The organism is Paenibacillus baimaensis, from assembly GCF_025567575.1.
Window position 1 is genome coordinate 54636 of record NZ_JAOQIO010000069.1, and the last position, 21582, is coordinate 76217.

20 protein-coding genes are annotated in these 21582 nt (G+C 46.5%); 16 read left to right on the forward strand and 4 right to left on the reverse strand.

The window, feature by feature from the left end; genetic code table 11:
- Positions 1-114: 114 nt before the first annotated feature.
- The 5 genes from OB236_RS17130 to OB236_RS17150 all read left to right on the forward strand — a co-directional run bounded on the left by OB236_RS17130 (position 115) and on the right by OB236_RS17150 (position 5746).
- Entirely contained in the window at positions 115-1980 is a 1866-nt protein-coding gene (locus OB236_RS17130; protein ID WP_262685080.1) for an ADP-ribosylglycohydrolase family protein, read from the forward strand.
- Between the two features lie 22 nt (positions 1981-2002).
- Complete coding sequence (locus OB236_RS17135; RefSeq protein WP_262685081.1) at positions 2003-3349, forward strand: ABC transporter substrate-binding protein; 1347 nt, start codon at positions 2003-2005, stop codon at positions 3347-3349.
- Positions 3350-3447: 98 nt separating this feature from the next.
- Positions 3448-4320, forward strand: a complete 873-nt coding sequence (locus OB236_RS17140) for a carbohydrate ABC transporter permease (protein ID WP_262685082.1) — start codon at positions 3448-3450, stop codon at positions 4318-4320.
- Between the two features lie 48 nt (positions 4321-4368).
- Complete coding sequence (locus tag OB236_RS17145) at positions 4369-5157, forward strand: carbohydrate ABC transporter permease (protein ID WP_262685083.1); 789 nt, start codon at positions 4369-4371, stop codon at positions 5155-5157.
- Positions 5158-5293: 136 nt separating this feature from the next.
- Entirely contained in the window at positions 5294-5746 is a 453-nt protein-coding gene (locus tag OB236_RS17150) for a GNAT family N-acetyltransferase (RefSeq protein ID WP_262685084.1), read from the forward strand.
- Positions 5747-5796: 50 nt separating this feature from the next.
- Here OB236_RS17150 and dapA read toward each other — a convergent pair whose 3' ends face one another.
- Positions 5797-6681 (reverse strand): 4-hydroxy-tetrahydrodipicolinate synthase, encoded by an 885-nt coding sequence (gene dapA, locus OB236_RS17155; protein ID WP_262685085.1) that lies wholly within the window; start codon positions 6679-6681, stop codon positions 5797-5799.
- A gap of 113 nt (positions 6682-6794) precedes the next feature.
- Between dapA and OB236_RS17160 the strand changes: the two genes are divergently transcribed.
- The 3 genes from OB236_RS17160 (at position 6795) to OB236_RS17170 (ending at position 9408) form a co-directional block, all read left to right on the forward strand.
- Positions 6795-7670, forward strand: a complete 876-nt coding sequence (locus tag OB236_RS17160; RefSeq protein WP_262685086.1) for a LysR family transcriptional regulator — start codon at positions 6795-6797, stop codon at positions 7668-7670.
- Positions 7671-7824: 154 nt separating this feature from the next.
- Positions 7825-8637 carry an ankyrin repeat domain-containing protein gene (locus tag OB236_RS17165; RefSeq protein WP_262685087.1) on the forward strand — a complete coding sequence of 271 codons (813 nt, stop codon included), beginning with the start codon at positions 7825-7827 and terminating at the stop codon, positions 8635-8637.
- A 255-nt stretch (positions 8638-8892) separates the two neighbouring features.
- Positions 8893-9408 carry a GNAT family N-acetyltransferase gene (locus OB236_RS17170; protein ID WP_262685088.1) on the forward strand — a complete coding sequence of 172 codons (516 nt, stop codon included), beginning with the start codon at positions 8893-8895 and terminating at the stop codon, positions 9406-9408.
- Positions 9409-9708: 300 nt separating this feature from the next.
- Here OB236_RS17170 and OB236_RS17175 read toward each other — a convergent pair whose 3' ends face one another.
- Positions 9709-10152, reverse strand: a complete 444-nt coding sequence (locus OB236_RS17175; protein ID WP_262685089.1) for a LysR family transcriptional regulator — start codon at positions 10150-10152, stop codon at positions 9709-9711.
- A 203-nt stretch (positions 10153-10355) separates the two neighbouring features.
- Positions 10356-11462 (reverse strand): DNA alkylation repair protein, encoded by a 1107-nt coding sequence (locus OB236_RS17180; RefSeq protein WP_262685090.1) that lies wholly within the window; start codon positions 11460-11462, stop codon positions 10356-10358.
- A gap of 422 nt (positions 11463-11884) precedes the next feature.
- Between OB236_RS17180 and OB236_RS17185 the strand changes: the two genes are divergently transcribed.
- From OB236_RS17185 to OB236_RS17210, 6 genes are all read left to right on the forward strand, one after another.
- On the forward strand, positions 11885-12658 hold the full coding sequence (locus tag OB236_RS17185) for an ABC transporter permease (RefSeq protein WP_262685091.1): 774 nt from the start codon (positions 11885-11887) through the stop codon (positions 12656-12658).
- Complete coding sequence (locus OB236_RS17190) at positions 12655-13446, forward strand: ABC transporter permease (RefSeq protein WP_262685093.1); 792 nt, start codon at positions 12655-12657, stop codon at positions 13444-13446. Before OB236_RS17185 ends, OB236_RS17190 begins: the two co-directional genes overlap by 4 nt.
- A 37-nt stretch (positions 13447-13483) precedes the next feature.
- Complete coding sequence (locus OB236_RS17195) at positions 13484-14455, forward strand: ABC transporter ATP-binding protein (protein ID WP_262685095.1); 972 nt, start codon at positions 13484-13486, stop codon at positions 14453-14455.
- Between the two features lie 63 nt (positions 14456-14518).
- Positions 14519-15307 (forward strand): class I SAM-dependent methyltransferase, encoded by a 789-nt coding sequence (locus tag OB236_RS17200; protein WP_262685096.1) that lies wholly within the window; start codon positions 14519-14521, stop codon positions 15305-15307.
- A gap of 93 nt (positions 15308-15400) precedes the next feature.
- Positions 15401-16231, forward strand: a complete 831-nt coding sequence (locus tag OB236_RS17205; protein WP_262685097.1) for a protein kinase family protein — start codon at positions 15401-15403, stop codon at positions 16229-16231.
- Positions 16232-16333: 102 nt separating this feature from the next.
- Entirely contained in the window at positions 16334-18235 is a 1902-nt protein-coding gene (locus tag OB236_RS17210) for a heparinase II/III-family protein (RefSeq protein ID WP_262685098.1), read from the forward strand.
- A 69-nt stretch (positions 18236-18304) separates the two neighbouring features.
- On the opposite strand, the gene OB236_RS17215 is transcribed toward OB236_RS17210, so the two are convergent.
- Complete coding sequence (locus tag OB236_RS17215; RefSeq protein ID WP_262685099.1) at positions 18305-19318, reverse strand: serine hydrolase domain-containing protein; 1014 nt, start codon at positions 19316-19318, stop codon at positions 18305-18307.
- Between the two features lie 198 nt (positions 19319-19516).
- Between OB236_RS17215 and OB236_RS17220 the strand changes: the two genes are divergently transcribed.
- Positions 19517-20395: a CHAD domain-containing protein gene (locus OB236_RS17220; RefSeq protein ID WP_262685100.1), complete on the forward strand. Its 879-nt coding sequence runs from the start codon at positions 19517-19519 to the stop codon at positions 20393-20395.
- 155 nt (positions 20396-20550) lie between these two features.
- Positions 20551-21528, forward strand: a complete 978-nt coding sequence (locus OB236_RS17225) for an aldo/keto reductase (RefSeq protein ID WP_262685101.1) — start codon at positions 20551-20553, stop codon at positions 21526-21528.
- The last annotated feature ends 54 nt before the right edge of the window (positions 21529-21582 follow it).

Consider the following 21582-nt stretch of genomic DNA (forward strand, 5'->3'; position numbering starts at 1 on the left):
AGCTGCCTGTATAGAACGCTTACAAAGTTTTTGTGAAACATTAAAATCGTCAATGGCGGTTTGCTAACGATGCTGATAAATTGAGTCTATATTACAAACATGGAGGCAAACCAAATGGGAACGAGTCGACTGAATGAAACGGATTATTACCGTAAAATTTATGGGGGATGGTTAGGTAAAAATATAGGTGGTACGCTTGGATATCCGGTCGAGGGGAAAATGGAGCTGCTGGATTTAACCTACTACACTGAGTTGTCGGAAGGTCCGCTACCTAACGATGATTTGGATCTTCAAATCGTTTGGCTGCATGCACTGGAACAATACGGGGCACGATTGACATCCGTGGAGCTGGGTCAAGAATGGATGGAGCATGTGTTTTTTCCTTTTGACGAGTATGGCTACGCGTTAGCTAATTTGCGAAGAGGACTTGTCCCACCGATTGCAGGGTGGTTTAACAATCCGTTTACCAACTGTATGGGTTCACCTATACGTTCTGAAATTTGGGCAATGATAGCTCCCGGATGCCCAGGTGTAGCAGCTTATTACGCGTATCAGGATGCTATTGTCGATCATGCTGGGGGGGAAGGTGTGTACGGCGAGATGTTTTTTGCTGCGATTGAAAGCGCTGCATTTTTTGAAAACGACAGAGATCGGCTCATTAATATCGGACTTACCTACATGCCGGTCGATTGTCGGACAGCTTTAGCGGTTAAGGATTTGCTTGTGTGGCATAAAGAAGGGAAAACGTGGGTTGAAGCCAGAGAATTGATCTTGAAGTACCACGGGAACCCCAATTTCACGGATGCCCCGCAAAACATTGCTTTCACCATTCTGGGATGGCTATATGGAGAAGACTTTGAGGACGCCATTCTGAAAGCTGTGAACTGTGGGTATGATACCGACTGTACGGGAGCGACATTAGGTGCCATTCTCGGTATCATTTTGGGACCGGAGAATCTTCCAGAGCGCTGGCTTAAGCCGGTGGGTGACCGCATTGCGGTTAATGCTCCTATTGTCGGGTTCAACGTTCCTTTGACATTGGATGAATTAACGAGCCGAACCTTTAAGGTCGGTAAAGAAGTCGCCGCCGTGTGGGAAATTCCATTGGAATTCACTAAACAGACTCCTACTGCACTCAAGGAGGGATTGCTTGATCATTATGATCCAAATTGGCTCTGGAACCACAGCTTTCACACCGATCGTTATCTGCTACCCAAAGGTACACGGAGCAATTTAGGGCTTGAAGTGATCGTCAACTATGGAGATGAAGGGCCTGCTATCGGTAAGCAGCAGCAAAAGGAAATAACTTTCACAATAATAAATCGCTCGAAGGAATTGTGGGAGGGTTACCTAAAGCTGGATATACCGGATGGTTGGATCGGAAATAAGGAGGAGCCATTCATGATCAAGCCGGATCAGGAACTCTCCTGGAAAACAAACATTACCTCGAACCATGAGCTTAAACCTGCTTACACGCTTACTTTTCAAGTTTTGCGCTATCATGACAACAACTATTGGAACAAAGAGACGCTGAATCTAAACCTATTGTGCGCAACGCATTGGAAGGTATCCGGTCCGGAAGGTTCCTTAGAGGCTTCAGCGATTTTCCCAGGGAATCGGCTTCGCTTCGCGGAAGCGTTACAGACGGACCAACCTGGAATTTATCGTGCAGTTACGACAATGATCAACCCGGGTGACAAAGCGCTGCGGCTTATCGTAGCAACTGCTAATCCTGTAAAGGCTCATTTGAATGGAGAGCTCATTATCGATGATGAGAATGAAACTGCATTCATGCCTGCATTTCATCGGGCTTTAGAGTCGAAATTCGCGGAGATCCAACTGCCGAAGGGGAAGCATCAGCTCGAAATCGAGGTGCTAAAAGGGGAGCATCCTTTAGAAGTGTATGTTCTTCCTGTAGCGCAGAAAAACACCAAAACGCCAGGTCCGTATTATTTCTTTACCGATATATTATTTGCATAAATCATAAAAAGGGGTTTTGAACATGAAAAAAAGAATAGGTTTAATCGCATCCACTACGCTCTTTACCTCTATGCTGCTCACTGCGTGCAGCGGTGGAAATACGAGTTCTGCTCCGGCGACATCGAAAGCCCCGGAGGCCAAATCAGCAGCTCCGGTTACGATCAATTGGTGGTCGTGGAATCCGGATGAGAACAAAGCCAAACCGTTCGTAGACAAGTTTAATGCCTCACAGTCCGAAGTTAAGGTTAATTACAAGCGTTATGAGTATAACGATTATGTCAAAACACTGAAATTGGCGATGGTATCAGGAGATGAGGTTGATGTATTCGGTATTCAGGCTGGCGCGATGGCCAAAGAATACACGGAGTTTAGCGAGGATCTTACTCCATACGCTGTCAAAGAATGGGGGAATGACTGGCAGAATCGGTTCTACGATTTAGGTCTGAAGCAATTGTTAGCGGGCAGCAAAACGCCTGCACTTCCATTCTTTAATAGTGCGGCAGGTTACCTCTTTTATAACAATACCCTCTTGGAGAAGGCAGGATTGAAACCACCAACCACGTATGCTGAATGGGTGGAATATGTGAAAGTAGCTCCATCTAAAGGGATCAATGCTCCGTTTATTCAAGGCGCCAAAGATGCTTGGCAAAATTTTGATATGTTCATTGCGATAGCTAATGAATTCGCTCCGGGTAAAATTTACGAAGCCGAAGCGGGCAAAGTCAAATGGACAGACGGTGATCTTGTGAAAGCGGCAACGACTTGGAAGGATATGTTCCAAAATGGAATTATGCAAAATGGTGCGTATGGTCTCAGCGTTTATCCGGATGCATCTGACAAATTCGCTAAAGGCGAAACGGCCATGATTATGCTCGGCACTTGGCACGATACCAGAATGACAAAGACTATCTCCGCGAATGACAAAAAGAAATATGGCTTGACTACCGACTATGAGTTTTTGGCAGCTCCGTTCCCGGATTTGAACGGAGATGGCAAACCAGGCAGCCTCTTCGGCGGTCCGGATGTCTCACTGGCCATCACTAAGGAAAGCAAGAAGAAAGAGGCAGCTTGGAAATTTGTGAAATGGATGGTATCAGAAGAGGCGCAAAAGATGAACGCCGACGTCATGCAGATCCCTTCAATTAAAGGAATTCAGATCAATGATGCAGATATTGGTACCGACCGCCAGAAGGCAAATATGAAACAGCAAATGAAGGATCTTGAAAATGCTATCGGTAAACGGGAATTCCTGTATCCCGAATTGAAAACAGCTCTCGGAGATGCGCTAGCTATGATTGCAACCGGCAAAGCCACACCGGAAGAAGGGATGAAGAACGTACAAACGGCCTCCGATAAGATAAAAAAATAGGTAGGATAAAAAAGGTGCAAATTATATTTCTTCGCAGACCTTCAACCGATGTCTGGATGGTCTGTGAAGTTTTGTTTATGGAAGGAGGTTCAATCCGTATGAGCTTGCGGTTTAATAAGTGGCTGAATGTGTTATACATCCTGCCGATTCTTATCTTCTTGGGTGTGTTCATCTATTACTCATTATTCGATACACTAATCACCAGCTTTTATAAATGGAATGGAATTAGCGTGGAAAATAAACTATTTATCGGATTGGATAACTATGTGGAGCTGTTTACGGACCCGATATTTTATCAGGCGATGAAAAATACGTTTATTTATATGGTGCTGACCTTGTTCATCCAGATGGTTCTCGGTCTTTTTATCGCTCTGCTGCTGAAAACGAATGTGAAATTAAAATCCGTATATAAAACGATTTTTTTCCTTCCGGTGGTATTATCCCACTCCGTGGTCGCTTATGTGTTCAGACACATTTACGATGCGAACGACGGGAATTTAAACCATATGCTTCACGCTTTAGGACTGGATTTCATGGCGCTTGCCTGGCTGGCAGATCCCGATATTGCACTTTATTCTATCATTGCCATCAATATATGGGCATGGACCGGATTCAGCTTTGTGATGTATTATGCGGCCTTATCGCTCATTGATAAAGAATTGTATGAAGCCGCGAAAATCGATGGAGCGGGCCCACTGCGCACGGTGATCGGGATTACGTTCCCGCTCCTGCGTTCGACGCATTTTTCGTTAATCATTCTGGGTGTTATCGGTTCCTTAAAACAATTCGATTACGTGTATTTGACGACCGGCGGTGGTCCAGGGCGGGCATCAGAAATGATCTCAACGTATATTTACAAAAAAGCTATACTTGAGTACAACGCAGGGTATTCCTCCGCGTTAGCGATGATCCTGCTAGTGATTGCTTTACTTATCACGGTTATTCAATTGCGGGCCTATCGCAACCCATAGTATCGCTTAGGAAGTAAGTTTTCTTAACGAAAATATTAGGAGGAGCTTATGTCAACAAAATCCAATAAGGCGACGACCGTTCTGAATCAAATTATACTAACTGTTATCGCCGCGATTTTTGCAACTCCCCTTGTCATTATGATGATGGTTTCTTTGCAGGGAGAAGGGATAGGGAATTATATCGCTGTGCTAACCCATCCGGCGATCCCAAGATTTTTTCTAAACAGCCTGATCGTATCGGCCAGCACGATTGCGATCGTGTTCTGTGTCACGATATTAGCTGCTTATGCATTCTCCAAGCTGGAGCTACCGGTTAAAGGCACTTTAATGAACCTTATTTTAATGGGCTTGATGATCCCTTCAATTGCGCTGATCGTCCCGCTATTTCTAATTGTGAAAAGCCTTGGACTATTCAACAATTATTTGGCATTGATCGGTCCGATCTGCGCCTTTACGCTGCCATTTACCCTGCTGCTCGCCAAAAACTTCATGGATGATCTACCTAATCAACTGATGGACGCCGCGCGAATTGACGGCTGCGGTTCTTTTAAAACGCTGCTGTTTATTATCGCTCCATTATGCAAGCCAATGTCTGTTGTAGTGATCATCTGGGGTTTCTTGAATTCGTGGAACGAATACTTTTTGGCGCTTGTCTTCATGCGTAAGGACACCATGCAGACGATTACGCAGGCACCGCAATTTTTTACCGGCGAATATTCGGTGGATATTGGTAAGATCTTTGCATCTTTAGTATTAATTAGTCTTCCAGTGGTTATCGCCTACTTGTCCCTGCAAAAGTATTTTGAGGATGGAATGACGACGGGGGCTATTAAATAAAGGTATCGGCTTACTTTGATGAAGATAATTATCCGGCAGCATGACCGCAACAACAGCGTTTATCGATTCTGATTGCCATATGATGATTGATGGTATAGCATAAATAGCACTCGGTCATTTATAAAGGAGTACATCAATGGAAATCCGCATGTTAGGTCCTAATGAATCACCCCCCATGGATTTGCTATTATTAGCAGACCCCTCTGAACGGATTGTTAGAGAATATTTGGAACGAGGGCAATGTTATGTGGCAGAACTGGGCGAAGCTGTTATCGCTGTTTATGTATTACTGCCAACAAGACCTAATACCATTGAACTGGTGAATATAGCCGTCCATGAGGATCATCAAAGCAGAGGAATAGGAAAACAGTTAGTCCACCACGCCATTCATAACGCTAAATTACAGGGATATAGAACAATCGAGGTTGGCACGGGCAACTCTGGGATCGGACAGCTGGCGCTATACCAAAAATGTGGGTTTAGAATGATTGGCATTGATAGGGATTTTTTTGTCAGACACTATGCGGAAGAAATTTTTGAAAACGGCATCCCCTGTAGAGACATGGTGCGATTATCTCAGGAATTATAAGAAAAGCTGCCGCGAGGCAGCTTATTTATTTTAATTGGTAGAGAACGCTATTAGTAACCGGATTTCGGTATTATCTGCTCCAATTCCAGCTGTAATTGATTAGAAATCGGCCCCATCGGTAAACGCAGGGTGTCAGATGAGATGATACCATGTCGGGCAAGTATCCATTTTATAGGTGAGGGATTCGATTCCTGAAAAAGACCTCGAATCAACGGGACCAGTAGATCGAATGCCTGTTTGGCTTGAATAAAGTTACCATTGCTGGCAAGACGAAAGACATGGATTAAAGCTTCTGGAATGACATTTGCTGAGGCCAGCATACCACCACTCGCCCCCTGACTTAACATGGCGTGGAAATAAAGGTCTTCCCCACAAAGAATCGGCTTCGTATCATGACGTGTCAACTCCGAGATGAGCTCAATGCCGCCTGAGCTATCTTTTAAACCGATAACCCCGTTCAAATCCATAATTTTTCTTATCGTATCCGTGGTTAACCGAACTCCAGTACGGGAAGGGACCTCGTAGGCAATAATCGGTACTCCAACCTGTGCCACCCTCCGATAATGTTCAAGAATGCCCTCTTGCGAAGGTCGACTATAGTAGGGCGTCACAACGAGAACAGCATCTGCGCCTAATAACCCTGCCAGTTCTGTTCGTTTCACTGTAGAAACGGTGCTATTCGTTCCTGTGCCGATGACAATGGGTATTCGTTTCTGCTGCATACATGCCTGTGTCGTCTGTACGAGCTGGGCAACCTCTTCCCACGTAACCGTCGGTGCTTCGCCGGTAGTACCGTTAATAACCAACCCTTGAATATCGTGTGCCAACAGCTTCCCCATGTAATTCCGATACGAATCCAGATCTAACTCTTCACTCCCAGTGAACGGGGCTATAACGGGTACATAAATGCCTTTTACATCTGTTTCTTTCAACATAACGATTCCTCCTGTTTTTCTTTCGTGAATTTACTTTACCATGGAATATTGCATCATAGTTATCTATAATAAGTGATAGATGGTATCAATAATATTGATGTGTGGGGGATATGATGGAGCTTATCTATTTGCAAACCTTCAGGGAAGTAGCGGTACGTCAAAGCTTTACCCGGGCAGCGGAAGAGCTTGGGTATGCACAATCCAGTGTGACCATGCAGATTCAGAAATTAGAAAAGACTTATGAAGTCAAGCTATTTGAACGTTATGGCAGAGGGCTTCGTCTGACTTCGGCTGGGGAGGAGCTGCTGAAGATCGCTGTTCAGATGCTTGAACTATATCAGGAGTCTAAGGAAAAGCTGGCCAAGCAAGGAGGGGGGACTCTTTCAATCGGAACGATTGATTCATTGGCTTCATATTTTCTTCCACCTTGGATTCAGCACATTCGACTGCAATACCCTGATCTAGCCATTCGACTTCAGCCTGATCGTGAAGCACTTATTATAAACAAAATAAGGGAAGGCGAAGTCGATATCGGGCTTATCCTGGAAAATAAACCGTCAGATCCAACGCTCGGGTGGATCAAGATTAAAGAAGAACCTCTGGTGCTGATCGCCAATCCGAATCATCCGTTAGCTGCACTTAGTAACATACAGTTGGAGCAGCTAAATGGTGTTGAGTGGATTATGGCAGAGGATAGCTGCAATTACCGGATTATGCTGGAAAAGGTACTGCGGACACATGGAATTTCGTATCGAATTGGATTGGAATTAGGCAACCCCGAAGCTATTAAAAGATGTGTTAGGGTTGGTTCGGGTATTTCCCTATTGCCGAGAATGGCAGCTGAAGAAGAGATACAGAGAGGGGAATTAGTAGTCCTTCCATTTGCACATCCCGACATCCGATTGGACCTGCACATGGTTATTCACCCGAAAAAATGGATGTCACACGCACTGTCGGATTTTATAGAAATGCTCAAGTCGAGTTCATAAACGGGGAGATAGTAGTGCCTAACCATGAAAGGATCGGTCGATCATTATTTAGATTAGGGATGGATTATTATTTACTTGTGGTCAAATGTATAATACAATCTTTGCGGAGTATAAACGGATAGCATTTAACTATTTTCGATTGTGTTAGGAGTTGTTGACGATTAAGCACTTAGCTGGCCTTATTGTAGTAGTCATCATTTTATTTGTGGCTTGGAATCATTTTTCTAAATCTGAAGTTCAAGAAGAGCCGATCAAGCCTGTGCAAGTCCAGAAAAAAACGCACACTAAGGAAGAAAAAAATACGGCCATGCTAGCGATTATTAACGGGGAAACAGATAAAGTGCGAGCTGCACTGGAGGATGGGATGTCTCCTGACTCGATTGCACGTGTGCCTGGTGTTAAGATTGAACTGTCCTTTCTGGAGATCGCTGTCCGCAAAAACCGTCCGGATATCGTCAAGCTTTTGTTGGATAAAGGCGCTAGTGTTGACGTCCGGGTAAAAATTGACCCGAAGGATCCCGACAACACCTCGAACTTTCCTGTGATATATGAAGTTATTTACGGAGGAAACGTCGAAGTGGCCAGTATTATCCTTGAGCATCTAAGCCCATCGGATCAAAGCTATAAGGGTATCTTCGCTGGATTGTCCTGGGCGGTTGCCAAGAATGCAAACACGAAGCTGGTTCAATTGTTGATTGACAAAGGGGCCGATGTGAATTATTCATGGAACGCACAAACACCTCTTATTCATGCGATAGATGAAAACAACATGGAAACCCTGCAGGTGCTTGTCAAAGCCGGAGCAGATCTTGATAGGCTGGCCCCATATGGGGAGTATTGGGTTAACGAGAAAAAAAGATATATTCCCAAACAATTTACCGCCCTGGATGCGGCTAAGATCTGGGAGCGTCGTAATATGTACGACTATTTGAAAAGTGTGGGTGGAAAGGGTGTGCTGTATCCGTAAAACAAGGTGAGGTTGCCCTGGGCCAGATACACCCAAGTAGAAACGCTACGTGGGCCCGACAACCACAATGTGCGTCACAACTCAGTATTAACGGGAGTTCCCTATCGTAACCATGTTCAAAACACAATTCGGCCGCGATTACTGCGGCTTTTTCCAGTTCATGAGCAGGCTAACCGGAAGTTGAGATTCAGAACAGTCACAACAAACAGCGGCAAGGCAATCAATAGCTGGATTCTGTATATAGGAGAGGAAACCATGATGATACTTGAAACGTCCAGACTATACTTAAGACATTATATAAATGAGGATATTCATGCGCTGCACCCCATGTTTTCAGACCCGGAAACGATGAAGTTTTATCCCTCTCACTTTAGTTTTGATCAAACCCAACAATGGATTTCGAGAAATATGACGAGATACGATAAGGATGGGTTTGGACTTTGGGCTGTATGCTTGAAGGAGACCGACGGATGTATTGGCGACTGTGGTCTTGTTAAACAGCAAATAAACGATAAAACAGAAATTGAGATTGGTTACCACATCAGCAAGGGGCATTGGTCAAAAGGGTATGCATCGGAGGCGGCATTAGCTTGCAAGGAGTATGGGTTTTACCAAATTGGTTTGAGCAGATTGATCAGCATCATAGCCCCGGGAAATATTGCATCTATTCGTGTGGCAGAGAAGATCGGGTTCAGTAAAGAAGAAGAAGCTATTGTATTCAATAGAAATCACTATATTTATTCAGGTGTAAAAGGTAATGAAAACGCATAATTAAAAATGGGTACAAATATCATGTTACGAATCATTACATGGAGGGGTATCACGACAAAGCAGACTGCGCGTATATGCTTCTTCCAGGAAATACGGAGATGAGGACACCTTATGGAGCTTGTATATCGCTATATCGAAGAACATCAATTCGATACAGCCAAAGGTGCATTTATGAGCAGCTTATAGCATGAACAAAAAAGAGACAGAAGCGATGTTGATCATCATCCTTTTGTCTCTTTTTCATGATTGCGGCCTATCAATTCATGAAGATTTAACGATTTGATATGGTTGATAAATTCATTAACCAGATTGATAAACGATGGAATAACCGAGCCCATGTGTGACCAGCTGCTCCAGGTCGATTTCATTTTTGGAAATGATATAAAAAGGGTCTTCACTCATCAAATATTTTTGATTAATCCAGTTGAACTCTCCTCTGACAATACCGACATGAAGGACGCCGTTTTCGAGAGCCTGAAAGATCTCCTGGTTCGTGCTCGTATTGAGAAATATTTCGGTTTTGGGATATAGCTTAAGAAACTGTTGAAGAATCGGCGCAAGCCTGTATTGTGTAAAATGGCTGGAAACCCCAAGCCGCAGCGTTCCCTGAACCTCGCTCTTTAAGTTAATAATGAATTCTTTAAACCGTTGGTCCTCTTGCAACGATTTTCTGGCGTAGTCAACAAGATGTTTGCCTTCTGAGGTGAACTTGATGTTCTTGCCTACCTTTTGAACGATTTGCAATTGATATTGCTTTTCCAGCTGCCGGATTCTATACGTTACAGTCTTTCTCGTCCACCACGCAATTCCTCTAACGGTTTAATCTGAGCAAGCCTAAGCGAATGGGATGTTATCCTTGTATTATACTGCTGATCTCCATGCTTTCCAATCTAACAGGAGTCGCAAGCTCGGTGTCGAAAATGAATCATCGGCATGGGATCAATAGGTTAGTTCTGTTCCAACTGGATTATCGTAAAAGCGACCTCGCGTCCATTCACCAGCAGGGCAATCCGGTGCTCCCCCGGATAATGACGACGGGTTGTAAGGTCCGACCAACGGTGAGTTCGAGTGCCGTTCAGCAAGGTGCCGCCAGGCACTGTTTTATCCGACAGCAGGAACGCTTTGCGTGAGCTGCGGCCGCTAGCCTTTACAAAATCGATTCCGTATTCAATACGGACATGAGCGGGTTCGCCTTCCCGGATCCGCAGCTCGTACCGCAGCTCGCAGACTCCACCGATTGACAGCACAGAGGGTGCTGCTGCGAATGCTTCGCTGCTTGTAAGTGCCTCGGATTCTGACGCTTCCGCATATCCAAAAAGTGTCATCACCTCGGGATCTGCTTTACGAATCAAAGTCCTGCAGCCGTGCCGTACAATCCAGTCCGTATTCGGATCGACGCCCCTCCAGCGTCGGGCGGTATCGAGTACAACGGAGGGATGATCCTTGGCGATGTCGTTCAGGTTATTGGCAACGCTTTTGCGCACATAAAGCGAAGGGTCTGCTTTTAGCAGCTCCAACACCCGCAGCACTGGAGCCGGGTCGCGTTTGAACATCGGGAGTGCTTGTCCCCACGGCAGACGTGGCCGACAGCCCTCGCTAGCAAGCCGCCTTACATGCTCATTCGGAGACTCGGACCATACCTCCATTTGAGCCATCATTTTCTGGGGTTCACGAAGCAGGAACGGTCTTACGGCAAACTCCGCTGATGATTTTGGCGTAAAGCGTTCCAGTGCTTTCATGGAAAGCGCCCAGTGCTCCTCCGCCTGACCGTACACCTCCACGAAATCGGGAAAGAATAAATACGGAAAACCGACACAGGTCTCGTCGATTGCAAACAGGATCTCCAGCGCTTCTTCGTACCGTTCCGGCAGATGCGCCCCAAGCGTCTGGGTAATCCGCCGCATACGGGCTTTCAACTCCAGCCCATCCCATGTATCGTCAATCGCCGCAGCAATGAAACCTTCTGTATGGAAAGCCTCGTATACAGTACGTACTTTCTCACTAAAGCTGCGCAAAAACTGTTCATTGTACATGGCTTTTAAAGGTTCTCCCATTATGTATCTCCTCCTTCTGTTAACCATTATAACGGATCGCTCCCGGCGTTTCACTGTGCTTCTGGTGAAATCATCATATCTCATTGCAGATGAGTGTAGTAGATAAATGTACGAAAAAAACCTTTGGAGCAGTACCCCAAAGGTGGATAGTAATTGAATTGCTTAACGATTTTAAACTTAAAGTGCCATAAAACTAAAATAAACGACGCACAATGGCCCCGTAGGTAAATTTTAACTAGAGTTGATTTTTTTCAAAGTTCAACTAGAAATAGAACTGTAATCGCTGTCTATAATATTAGAATAACACACGGAAAAGAAACAGTCTAGTCTTTTTTTCCATTTTACTTTATATTTTACATGTTGCTTCGATTAGATCGTAAGTTTGCAAGCAGATCTCAGAACGAAAAGAGCTGGAGGTGCTCATGTTTTCCTTAACGTTAGCCCGCAAAGGTTATCTAAATCAACTGCAGTACCGGAAAGCGCACTTGCTTCGCATGCTCGCCAGTGTCGCGATCGGATACGTATACATGTCGATCTGGGCTGGTATCAGCCATGACCAATCACTTGGCGAATACGGGCTGCAGGGTATGCTCAGCTATATTGCATTCAATCAAGCCTGTATCTGGATTTTATTCCCGACAGCAGGTTTGGGAATTGAAGGTATGGTTCGAACGGGACAGATCGCTCACGAGCTGATGAAGCCAATGCCGTTCTTCTGGTATTTACTCAGCCGGGAGTGGGGACAGTTGATCTATCAGTTTCTCTACAGTACCGTCCCGATCTATCTCATCTATGTTATTTTTCTGCAGATTCAAATTCCTCAGCATCCGCTAACCTGGCTGTGGACCCTCATAGCCCTCATGCTATCCGCTTATATCGCCCTATGTATTTCCTACTTGGTTGGAATCACAGCCTTATGGACCACTGAGTCACGTTGGCTATGGCATGTGCATCATGCACTGAATATGCTGCTCTCCGGTTTTTTCATTCCTGTAGCCTGGCTGCCCGGTTGGCTTAAGACCATAAGCTTGCTCTCCCCTTACCCTTGTCTGCAATATTATCCGACGCGAATTTATCTTGAATTGGATCCGGTTACGGTTCTCGGCGATTCCCTGATCTGGTGCTGCTTGTTAACAACTGCAGCGATACTTATGACTCATACGATGCGTCGTAAGGTGGAGGTGCAGGGCGGATGAGCTGGATACAACTGTATGCCCGGATGGCGGGAGCAAGCCTTCGCGGGCAAATGCAGTATAAATTCAATTTTATTTTTTCCTCGATGATGGCGTTATTCATGTTCTCTCTGGAATTTCTTACTGTGGCCACCGTCATTTATCGGTTCAATGGTATTCAAGGCTGGGGCGTGTACGAGATTGGGTATCTGTTTACCATCATGATGTTCACCAGAGCCTTTTACCGGATATTGGCCTCTGAAGTCAACGGGTTCGAAAAATATTTGGTGCAGGGGTTGCTCGATAGCCTGCTGATTCGTCCAGCGCCCGTGCTGCTGGTGCTAATGACACGGAATTTTCGCCCGATGCTCGGTGAGCTGATTCTTGGCTTGATTCTGGTTAGTGTTTGTCTCCATCATCTGATGGCGAGCGGGCAGGTGACCTGGTGGGCGATCCCGTTAACCTGCGTGGTTGTGGCGAGCGGGACGATGATTACGTTTTCGATCGGCTTGGCGACAGCGGCAGTAGGCTTCTGGACGCATCGGATCGATGATTTACAACGGATCACAGACAATGCAGGCACGATTGCCGGGCAGTATCCCCTAACTATTTATCCGCAATGGATGCGCGTCGTTCTACTGACGATTGTACCGATGGGCTTTACTGCTTATGTACCATCGCTGTACGTAATTCGTGGTGAGCAGGGACCTTGGGTAGTGGTGGTTACCTTATTGGTAGCGATTCTGCTGCTGCTTGCGGCGCTGCGGTTGTGGCGGTACGGCATTTCTCATTATCAAAGCACGGGTACCTGACAGACGGATTTATCGGATTTTTAAAAGGAGGAGACCTATGATTATTGCCAAAAGCTTGCACAAAACGTTCCGAATCCCTGTCGTCAAGCAAGGTCGATTGCAGGGGCTAAGAACTTTACTTACACGGGATTACCGCTTGGTTGAGGCGGTGAAGGATATCAGCTTCGAGATTCCAAAAGGTGAATTTGTCGGTTATATCGGGCCAAACGGGGCAGGGAAATCGACCACGATCAAAATGCTCTGCGGCATTTTGCATCCCACCTCAGGTGAAGTAACGATTAACGGACGCAGTCCGCAAAAGAATCGGATGGAACTGGTCAGGCAGCTCGGGGTGGTGTTTGGTCAGCGTACTCAGCTGTGGTGGGATCTTCCGGTCAAGGATTCGTTCGAGATCCTCGCATCGCTGTATAAGATCGGTAAACCAGCATACAGACGCCAGTTGGGTAAGCTGAGTGAGGTCTTGAATCTGCGCGATTTTCTCGACACACCGGTACGGAAGCTGTCCCTTGGCCAGCGAATGCGGGCTGATCTGGCGGCGTCTCTGCTCCACGACCCCGAATTATTGTTTCTGGATGAACCGACGATCGGATTGGATGTTCTCGCCAAAAAGCAAATTCGTGAGCACCTGCGGCTGTTAAATCGGGAATTGAACAAAACGATTTTGCTAACCACACACGATATGGACGATATTGAGCAGCTGTGCAGCCGAGTCATCGTTATTAATCATGGTCAGGCGATCTATGATGGAACGCTGGAGCAGCTGAGGGGTAGAATCGGGCTTCCGACGCGGATGAAAATAACGTTTCGTGAAGCGATTAAACAGCCATCAGCCCACACACCTCCTTTTCAGATTCAGATGATTGATTCGCGAATGATGTCCGTAGCCTGCAATCGGCAGGAAACAACAGCGATGGAGGTGCTTCAGGCCATGAGTGCCTGGGGTGTTATCGAGGACGTGCACATGGAGGAGCCAGACTTTGAAGAGGTCATCCACCGTGTGTACGGTTAATATAACAATTAAATATATGAAAGGTTAGTAACATAAACCTAAATTGGAGAGGTGAAACTCAATATGTTTCCTGATATTACACAGCACCCTGAATGGCTGCGGGGACAAACGCTAGCCTGGTGCAATCGACTTGCTGGGCAGACAGGTAAATACGAGTATCCGTGGACAACGATCGTTGAAGGGCAGGCCGCGGAAGATATCTTCAGTGAGAAGCTGGCGAAGCTGGTGCGCGGTAAGGTTCTCGAGGTAGGTTGCGGTCATGGAGCTTTTGCGAATCAATGGGCGAGTCAGGCTGCGGAGGTCGTTGGTTATGATATGACGGAGGGCTTTTTACATACAGCGGAACAGAACCGTGAACCGAACGTCTCATTTGTTCTGGGAAATACCCACGATGGCTTGCCCTTCAAGGAAAATGAATTTGATCTTGCTTATACCAAGAAAGGTCCAACCAGCTGGTATCCCGAAGCAAATCGAATTCTCAAGCCGGGAGGTGATGTCCTGTCTTTGCATCCTGGCGATGGAAATGGTGAAAGTATCGAGCTGGGGAGCTATTTTCCTGGACTGTTTGCGCCACCGCAGCAAGGAACACCGATTCTGGATAAAATCAACCTCATGCTTTCACAAAGCAAGCTCGATGTGCTCTCTATTCGTAGATTGCGCGAAACGACGTACCTGCCAACAGTGGAGGATGTGCTCCAAATCATCGGATTCGGGCAAACCGAGGACTTCAATCAATTCGTGCGAGTAAACTGCCTAGAAGGAATTAGTCGCCAGTTTGATCTGAACCGAGGTCAACAAGGATTGAAAACGATCAGCTTTTATTATCTGGTTCAGGCGAAAGGAACCAACTGATCTATAGGAATCTTATAGCGTGGATGAAGCCAGTTGACTACATCGAAGTGGTGCTGCGTGTCAGAGGGATGCGAAATATGGAGGAGGGCTCATATGTCAGAAGAAAACGTTCTGCTGAAAATAAGCCTATATGATGGTAATATCACAGCGTTGTTGTTGGAAGCAGGTCAAATATTTAAAGTATTCAACCACCAGGACTCGGGATGTATTTCCTATGGTATCGAGGCTATGGGTCAACGCTGGTTCGTCAAATATGCGGAACGAGCTGAAGCTATTGCTTTTATGCAAAATGTGGAACGACTTCATCGCGCTGTTGCGCATCCGCGGCTCCCCAAGCTGCTCAATTCGATCCATACCTCTGAAGGTTTTGCTCTTGTGTATGAATGGGTAGACGGTGAGGTGCTCGGAACACCGGAATTCCCGGGCAAAGAGGGTAGAAGCTCGCCGCAATCGCCACACTACCGATTCAGGCAGCTGCCTGTACACAAGATAATTGCTGCTTTATCGGCAGTATATGAAGTACACACCTATCTGGAGAGTGAGGGTTTTGTTGCGGTAGATTTTTATGACGGCAGTATGATTTACGATTTCGATCGGGATGAGCTGCACTTGTGCGATTTGGATTGCTACGCACAAGGTGCTTTTACACTGGAGATGGATCGTTTATATGGCTCAAGTCGGTTTATGGCACCGGAGGAATTCGTGAAGGGAAGCCGGATTGACCACCTTACTAACGTGTTCACAATGGGTGCTGCCGCATTCGTCTTTTTGGCTGATGAGGGCAGTCGGGACTCGAAGGATTGGCTGGCGTCTGAAACACTGTATCGGATTGCTTGCAAGGCTGCCTCTGCGGATCGAAAAGATCGGTACGGTAGTGTGGCTGCTTTTTACCATGACTGGCTGGAGGCAGCTGCTAAGAACTAATAAGGTATTCATCCTACTAGAAGATGTAGTTCTTCTCCTTTGAAAGGTGTATGATGGGCTTGAAGCAAGTCCATTCTATACCTTAGAAGGAGATGATATGGGATGTTTGATCAATTTGCAAAAGAGCATAATTTGAGTGAGCTATTGGTATCAGCGCAGCAGTTCCACCCGTACCCAAAAGCTGCAGAGCGTGAGTTCTGGGAGAAGCTCCCGCAGGAGGCACGTGCGACCTGGATAGGCTGGGCGGAGGAGCGATTGGATTATACATGGCCGGCACTTCCAGCCGTTCGTTATATGGATTATGTGCGTAATGGCAATCGTACGCATTATGAAGAGGCTTATTTTGAAAGAAGAAGAGTATTGGGCGATCTGCTGTTCGGAGAATGTGTCGAGGGTCAGGGCCGATTCTTCGAGCAAATCATGAATGGATTGTGGTGCTTATGTGAGGAATCGTATTGGGTGATTCCCGCTCATATGACGCTGTCCTCCCAGAGTGATGGTTATTCGCTGCCTGATGTCACGGAGCAGGTGATCGATTTATTTGCCGCGGATACCGGTGGTTTACTTGCCTGGGCGACATACTTGTTTAAAGACAAGCTGCAAGCGGAAAGTCCGATGATTCTGAAGCGTATTCGTTATGAGATGAACAGGCGTATTTTTGAACCTTATTTGGAACGCGAGGATTTCTGGTGGATGGGCTATACGCCGAAACGCGTCAACAACTGGAATCCATGGATTCATTCCAATTGTTTGGCAGCTTTTCTCATATTGGAGGAGGACGTGTCAGTCAGGAGCCGTGCTGTAGCGAAAGGCATGCAAAGTCTCGACAGCTTTATGGGGATCTATCATCCTGACGGTGGCTGTGATGAAGGGCCGGGTTATTGGGGGCGGGCAGGCGCATCCCTGTTCGATTGTTTGGAGCTTCTATATGAAGGGTCAGCAGGACGCATCGATTTTTACAAGGAGCCGCTTGTGCAGGAAATGGGCAAATATATTTATCGGGTGCATATTGCCGGTAACGATTTTGTTAACTTTGCCGATGGCGACGCTCGGCTGAGTCTGTCTGCTGATGTGGTATATCGTTATGGAAAAAGAATTGATGATTCACAAATGAGTGCGCTCGGTGCGTATACCTTCCAGGCTAATGGTATTACGCGTGAACGGATTTTTTCATGTACGAGGATACTGGGGGAGTTCACGAATTATACCGAGCTTACAGGGCAGCGGGCAGTGGCACCCTTTGAACGGGATGTATGGCTGAAGGATACCCATATTTTTGTCGCAAGGGAGCATGAGGGGAGCTCGGCTGGGCTGTATCTCGCAGCCAAAGGTGGTCACAACGATGAGAACCATAACCATAATGATGTCGGACATTATATCATTTACTTCAACGGACATCCGTTTTTCATTGATGCAGGCACAGAAAGCTACACAGCCAAAACCTTCAGCGAGCGGAGATACGAGATCTGGACAATGCAATCAGGCTACCACAGCTTACCGACTGTGAATGGTGTGGAGCAGCAGGATGGTGAGGCCTACAGGGCGACCGACGTCGAATACGTGAACACAGATTCAGCAGCCAGCTTATCCTTGAATCTTACACCTGCATATCCTGAGTCGGCGGGGATCGAATTCTGGAAACGAAGCATCACTTTGCATCGGACACCAGGAGATCAGGCTTATGCTGAGATCAAGGATAGTTTCGAATTGAAAGAGGCATCAGCTGATGTGGTGTTTAACGGCTTGCTGCTTCCAATGCCACAGCTGTTAGAGGATGGACGCATCGAGCTAATGAATGAGCACGGCGAACGGGTATGGATTCAGTATACAGCCAATCGACTGCAAGCTGTGGTGGAGACGATCACGGTCAGTGATGCCAGAATGCAGTCTATATGGGGAGATACCTTATATCGGCTGCAGCTTCGCTTGCTGGAACCTGTGCGGGCCGGTGAAGTCGTTGTAACAATTTCCGAAGCAAACACGGGTACAACTTCTGCTGTGTGAATAAGAAGAGCTTCCAACAGAAAAATATAACAAACGAACTCATGAACTAGCCCAAATCATCTTGAGTGATTAAGATGATTTGGAGTTGACTGCAGCGCCATACTGACATACGAGATTGCCAAAGGTTTGGATATCATGGATATAATCATAAGTCGGCGGGTTTGGTTCTGTTTGATTCAGCATACGGACGGCGACTAGGTGATACGCAGGAATAACCAGCACGGCATTCCCATACAGCCCCAGGGATTGATAAGAACCTACAGGAAGCTGATCCCCGAGCTCGGACGTCGGACGCGGTATATCCTGCACCCACCAAAAGAAGCCATTTCTGGTTATTGTCTGATTAAGTGCTGCGGGGGTAGCAATGGAACTGCAGGTATTGAATACGGCGCTTGGAATGATTTGTTTGCCTTTGTACATACCTTTCGTTAGGTGCAGATACCCCCAATAGGCTAATTCCCGCGTACTGGCAAAGAGATTAGCTTCGCTGCCCTGATCGGATGAGTAAGCTTCATGAAGCCAAACCAAATGGTCTTGTTCTTCTTGTACCCACCCTGTCTCTGTGAATCCATAAGGTACAAAAAAACGTTCCTGCATCACTTGAGCAAGCGGCTGGTCAAACACATTTCGTACCATTTGGATGAGCAGATTGACACCCGCATTATTGTATTTCCATTCGGTCCCTGGAGGGAACAGTCGTTGATTGTGTCCCCTAAGACCATGGGTATGCGTTAATAAATGCCGAAGGGTTGTATGGCTTAATAGTTCGGGGGCGTAATCCGCTATGTATTCCGTTACCGGGTCATCGATGCTTTTTATTTTTCCTTCATATATAGCAAGACTGATTGCCGCACCGAGGTAAGTTTTGCGAACGGAGGCCACATTAAAACGGGACCTGGCATCGACTGTTCGACTTTCGCTTGAGCTTCCATGGCTGCCGGAATACCATTCGTTAACAATCTGTCCATGATGAATGACGACCATCGATGCAGCTGTAGCTGAGATTAAATGCTGGATGGTTAGCATATACTGATTAAGTTCACCTAAGCTGTAGTGTGTCAATGTACTTTTTTTCAATTGCATGGCAGTGGGCTCCTTCTTTTTAAATGGGAAGGGTTTACATGAGTAATTCGAGAGCAGTTTGAACAATCCTTCATGTCGAATTGGGAATTTTTACGAAATAAGGTATTGCTGTTCACGATGATCTACGGGGAAACCTTTATAATCGGTTGTTTGGTTCCCATTGTCTTGTCGTAATGATGAGTAAAGGAGAGATGCTGCATGGAGAGTACAGGTGTGCCGGATCATGGTGCAAAACCTCATCAAGATGCATGGAAACAAGCTTTGGATCGCTTATATGAACAGTTTTGCGAGTATGGCAGAAGGGCAAGCCGCAGCTTTGATAATGAGGATGTTCATCAAGCGCGGGTCAACAGCCGGAAGCTGCTGACACTGCTGCGTATCCTCGACAAGCATGATCATTCCGGACTGTATCCATTAATCAAGCAAGCGCAAAAACGCCTCGGTCAGGTCAGGGATGCAGATGTGCTGATCGAGTCTTTTCAAGCGAGACGGAAAAGGGCTAAGCGAAGCGGCAGACGCAAAGAGGCCGATTTGTTAAAGGCAGTCATCCAAATTCAGAGAAAACAACGGAGACGCAGCAGAGCAAAGCTGGCCGATAAGCTGCCGGAACTGATTAATCCTGCACTGGACGAGAAATGGGAGGCGTTTCTGAAGGATTTGCCTGAGCTGGAATCGCAAAATGCCGATATTAACGTAAATCAGGTGATGCGTGAGCTTGAAGTTTCCTATGAACAGCATAAGCAAGCCTATCGTCAGCTTAGTCGGCACAACGGTGCTGAAACGAAGGAAGCGTTCGACGCTCTGCATGATTTGAGAATCGCAGCCAAGGAGCTGAGATATACAGCATCTGCCGCATCCTTTGCATTAGATCAGAAGTTTCATTCGCATGAACAGCTATATAAAGACATTCAGGACCAGCTGGGTCAAATCAATGATCGGCGAATATGGCTGGAAACGGTCCAAGCGATCGGTCAGGACAAGCTGGATGTTAGCAAGAAAACATGGAAAGCGTTCAAAGACAGCCTTATGGGAGAAATACGTCAGGCGCTGCGTGCCAATCAGCTTGTAGGAGAGTGATCGACATAGCAGCAGGATGGGATGAATCCAATCCGCTACACAGATAAAGGTGCACGCAGCTGATTTTAACACGCACTTCTATGTACGGTCCTCCTTTTGGTTTATAATGGTTAGGACAAGCTGATGGTTATTAACAAAGGAGGATGACAGCAATCATGGGTAATAAGTTGGCATTACATAAACATGGCTTCCAGGCCAGTCGTCTCGTTATGGGCTGTATGGGTTTAGGTGGAGGATGGACGCGGGAAGCTATAACGGCTGATGATATGAAAAAGGCGCATGCGGCTGTAGATGCAGCGCTTTCCGTGTCAATCAATATGTTCGACCATGCCAATATTTATGCCTACGGCAAGGCGGAGTCTGCATTCGGACAAGTACTGAAGGAGCGTCCCGAGCTGCGGGATCAGATGATCATCCAATCCAAATGCGGCATTCGGATGGAGGAGGGTCCAGGGCTTCCAGCGCGGTATGATTTTTCCGAGGAACATATTATTTCCAGCGTAGACGGCATTTTGGAACGGCTTGGTTTGGAGTCTATCGATATTCTATTGCTTCATAGGCCGGATCCGTTAATGGAGCCCGAAGTGGTAGCAAGCGCTTTTGACAAGATAAAGAAGCAGGGGAAGGTCAAAAGCTTTGGCGTTTCCAATATGAGTCCCACACAAATTCGTTGGCTCCAATCTTGTTTGGACGAGCCGTTGATCGTCAATCAGCTCGAATTGAATCTTGCCAAGCTGGATTGGATTGATGCAGGGATATCTGTCAATCAAAAAGCAGGAACACAGCTGTCATTTCCCGAAGGGCTGCTTGAATTTTGCCAGATGGAGCATATTCAGGTTCAATCGTGGGGGCCGCTTTCCAAGGGGCTGTTCAGTGGTAAGGATTTGACGGACAAGCCAGAGACAGTGCGCAAAACTGCTGAACTCGTTCGGCAATTGGCGGAGCAGAAGGGCGCATCACTGGAAGCTATAGTACTTGCTTGGCTCATGCGCCATCCATCAGGGATTCAGCCTGTACTAGGCACAACAAGCCCGGATCGGATACGTGCTTGCGCGGAAGCAACCGGAATCGTGATCTCGCGCGAAGAATGGTACGATCTGTACGTGACATCCAGAGGTGTCAAAGTTCCATAGGAATTGCGTAACATCTTGAGCCAATCAAGATGTTTTTTTATGGGGATTAGTAGA

Bases quoted from the DNA above. Each gene is read 5' to 3' on its own strand.
- OB236_RS17130 (WP_262685080.1), top strand. From the start codon at position 115: ATGGGAACGAGTCGACTGAATGAAACGGATTATTACCGTAAAATTTAT.
- OB236_RS17135 (WP_262685081.1), top strand. From the start codon at position 2,003: ATGAAAAAAAGAATAGGTTTAATCGCATCCACTACGCTCTTTACCTCT.
- OB236_RS17140 (WP_262685082.1), top strand. From the start codon at position 3,448: ATGAGCTTGCGGTTTAATAAGTGGCTGAATGTGTTATACATCCTGCCG.
- OB236_RS17145 (WP_262685083.1), top strand. From the start codon at position 4,369: ATGTCAACAAAATCCAATAAGGCGACGACCGTTCTGAATCAAATTATA.
- OB236_RS17150 (WP_262685084.1), top strand. From the start codon at position 5,294: ATGGAAATCCGCATGTTAGGTCCTAATGAATCACCCCCCATGGATTTG.
- dapA (WP_262685085.1), bottom strand. From the start codon at position 6,681: ATGTTGAAAGAAACAGATGTAAAAGGCATTTATGTACCCGTTATAGCC.
- OB236_RS17160 (WP_262685086.1), top strand. From the start codon at position 6,795: ATGGAGCTTATCTATTTGCAAACCTTCAGGGAAGTAGCGGTACGTCAA.
- OB236_RS17170 (WP_262685088.1), top strand. From the start codon at position 8,893: ATGATGATACTTGAAACGTCCAGACTATACTTAAGACATTATATAAAT.
- OB236_RS17180 (WP_262685090.1), bottom strand. From the start codon at position 11,462: ATGGGAGAACCTTTAAAAGCCATGTACAATGAACAGTTTTTGCGCAGC.
- OB236_RS17185 (WP_262685091.1), top strand. From the start codon at position 11,885: ATGTTTTCCTTAACGTTAGCCCGCAAAGGTTATCTAAATCAACTGCAG.
- OB236_RS17190 (WP_262685093.1), top strand. From the start codon at position 12,655: ATGAGCTGGATACAACTGTATGCCCGGATGGCGGGAGCAAGCCTTCGC.
- OB236_RS17195 (WP_262685095.1), top strand. From the start codon at position 13,484: ATGATTATTGCCAAAAGCTTGCACAAAACGTTCCGAATCCCTGTCGTC.
- OB236_RS17200 (WP_262685096.1), top strand. From the start codon at position 14,519: ATGTTTCCTGATATTACACAGCACCCTGAATGGCTGCGGGGACAAACG.
- OB236_RS17205 (WP_262685097.1), top strand. From the start codon at position 15,401: ATGTCAGAAGAAAACGTTCTGCTGAAAATAAGCCTATATGATGGTAAT.
- OB236_RS17210 (WP_262685098.1), top strand. From the start codon at position 16,334: ATGTTTGATCAATTTGCAAAAGAGCATAATTTGAGTGAGCTATTGGTA.
- OB236_RS17215 (WP_262685099.1), bottom strand. From the start codon at position 19,318: ATGCAATTGAAAAAAAGTACATTGACACACTACAGCTTAGGTGAACTT.
- OB236_RS17220 (WP_262685100.1), top strand. From the start codon at position 19,517: ATGGAGAGTACAGGTGTGCCGGATCATGGTGCAAAACCTCATCAAGAT.
- OB236_RS17225 (WP_262685101.1), top strand. From the start codon at position 20,551: ATGGGTAATAAGTTGGCATTACATAAACATGGCTTCCAGGCCAGTCGT.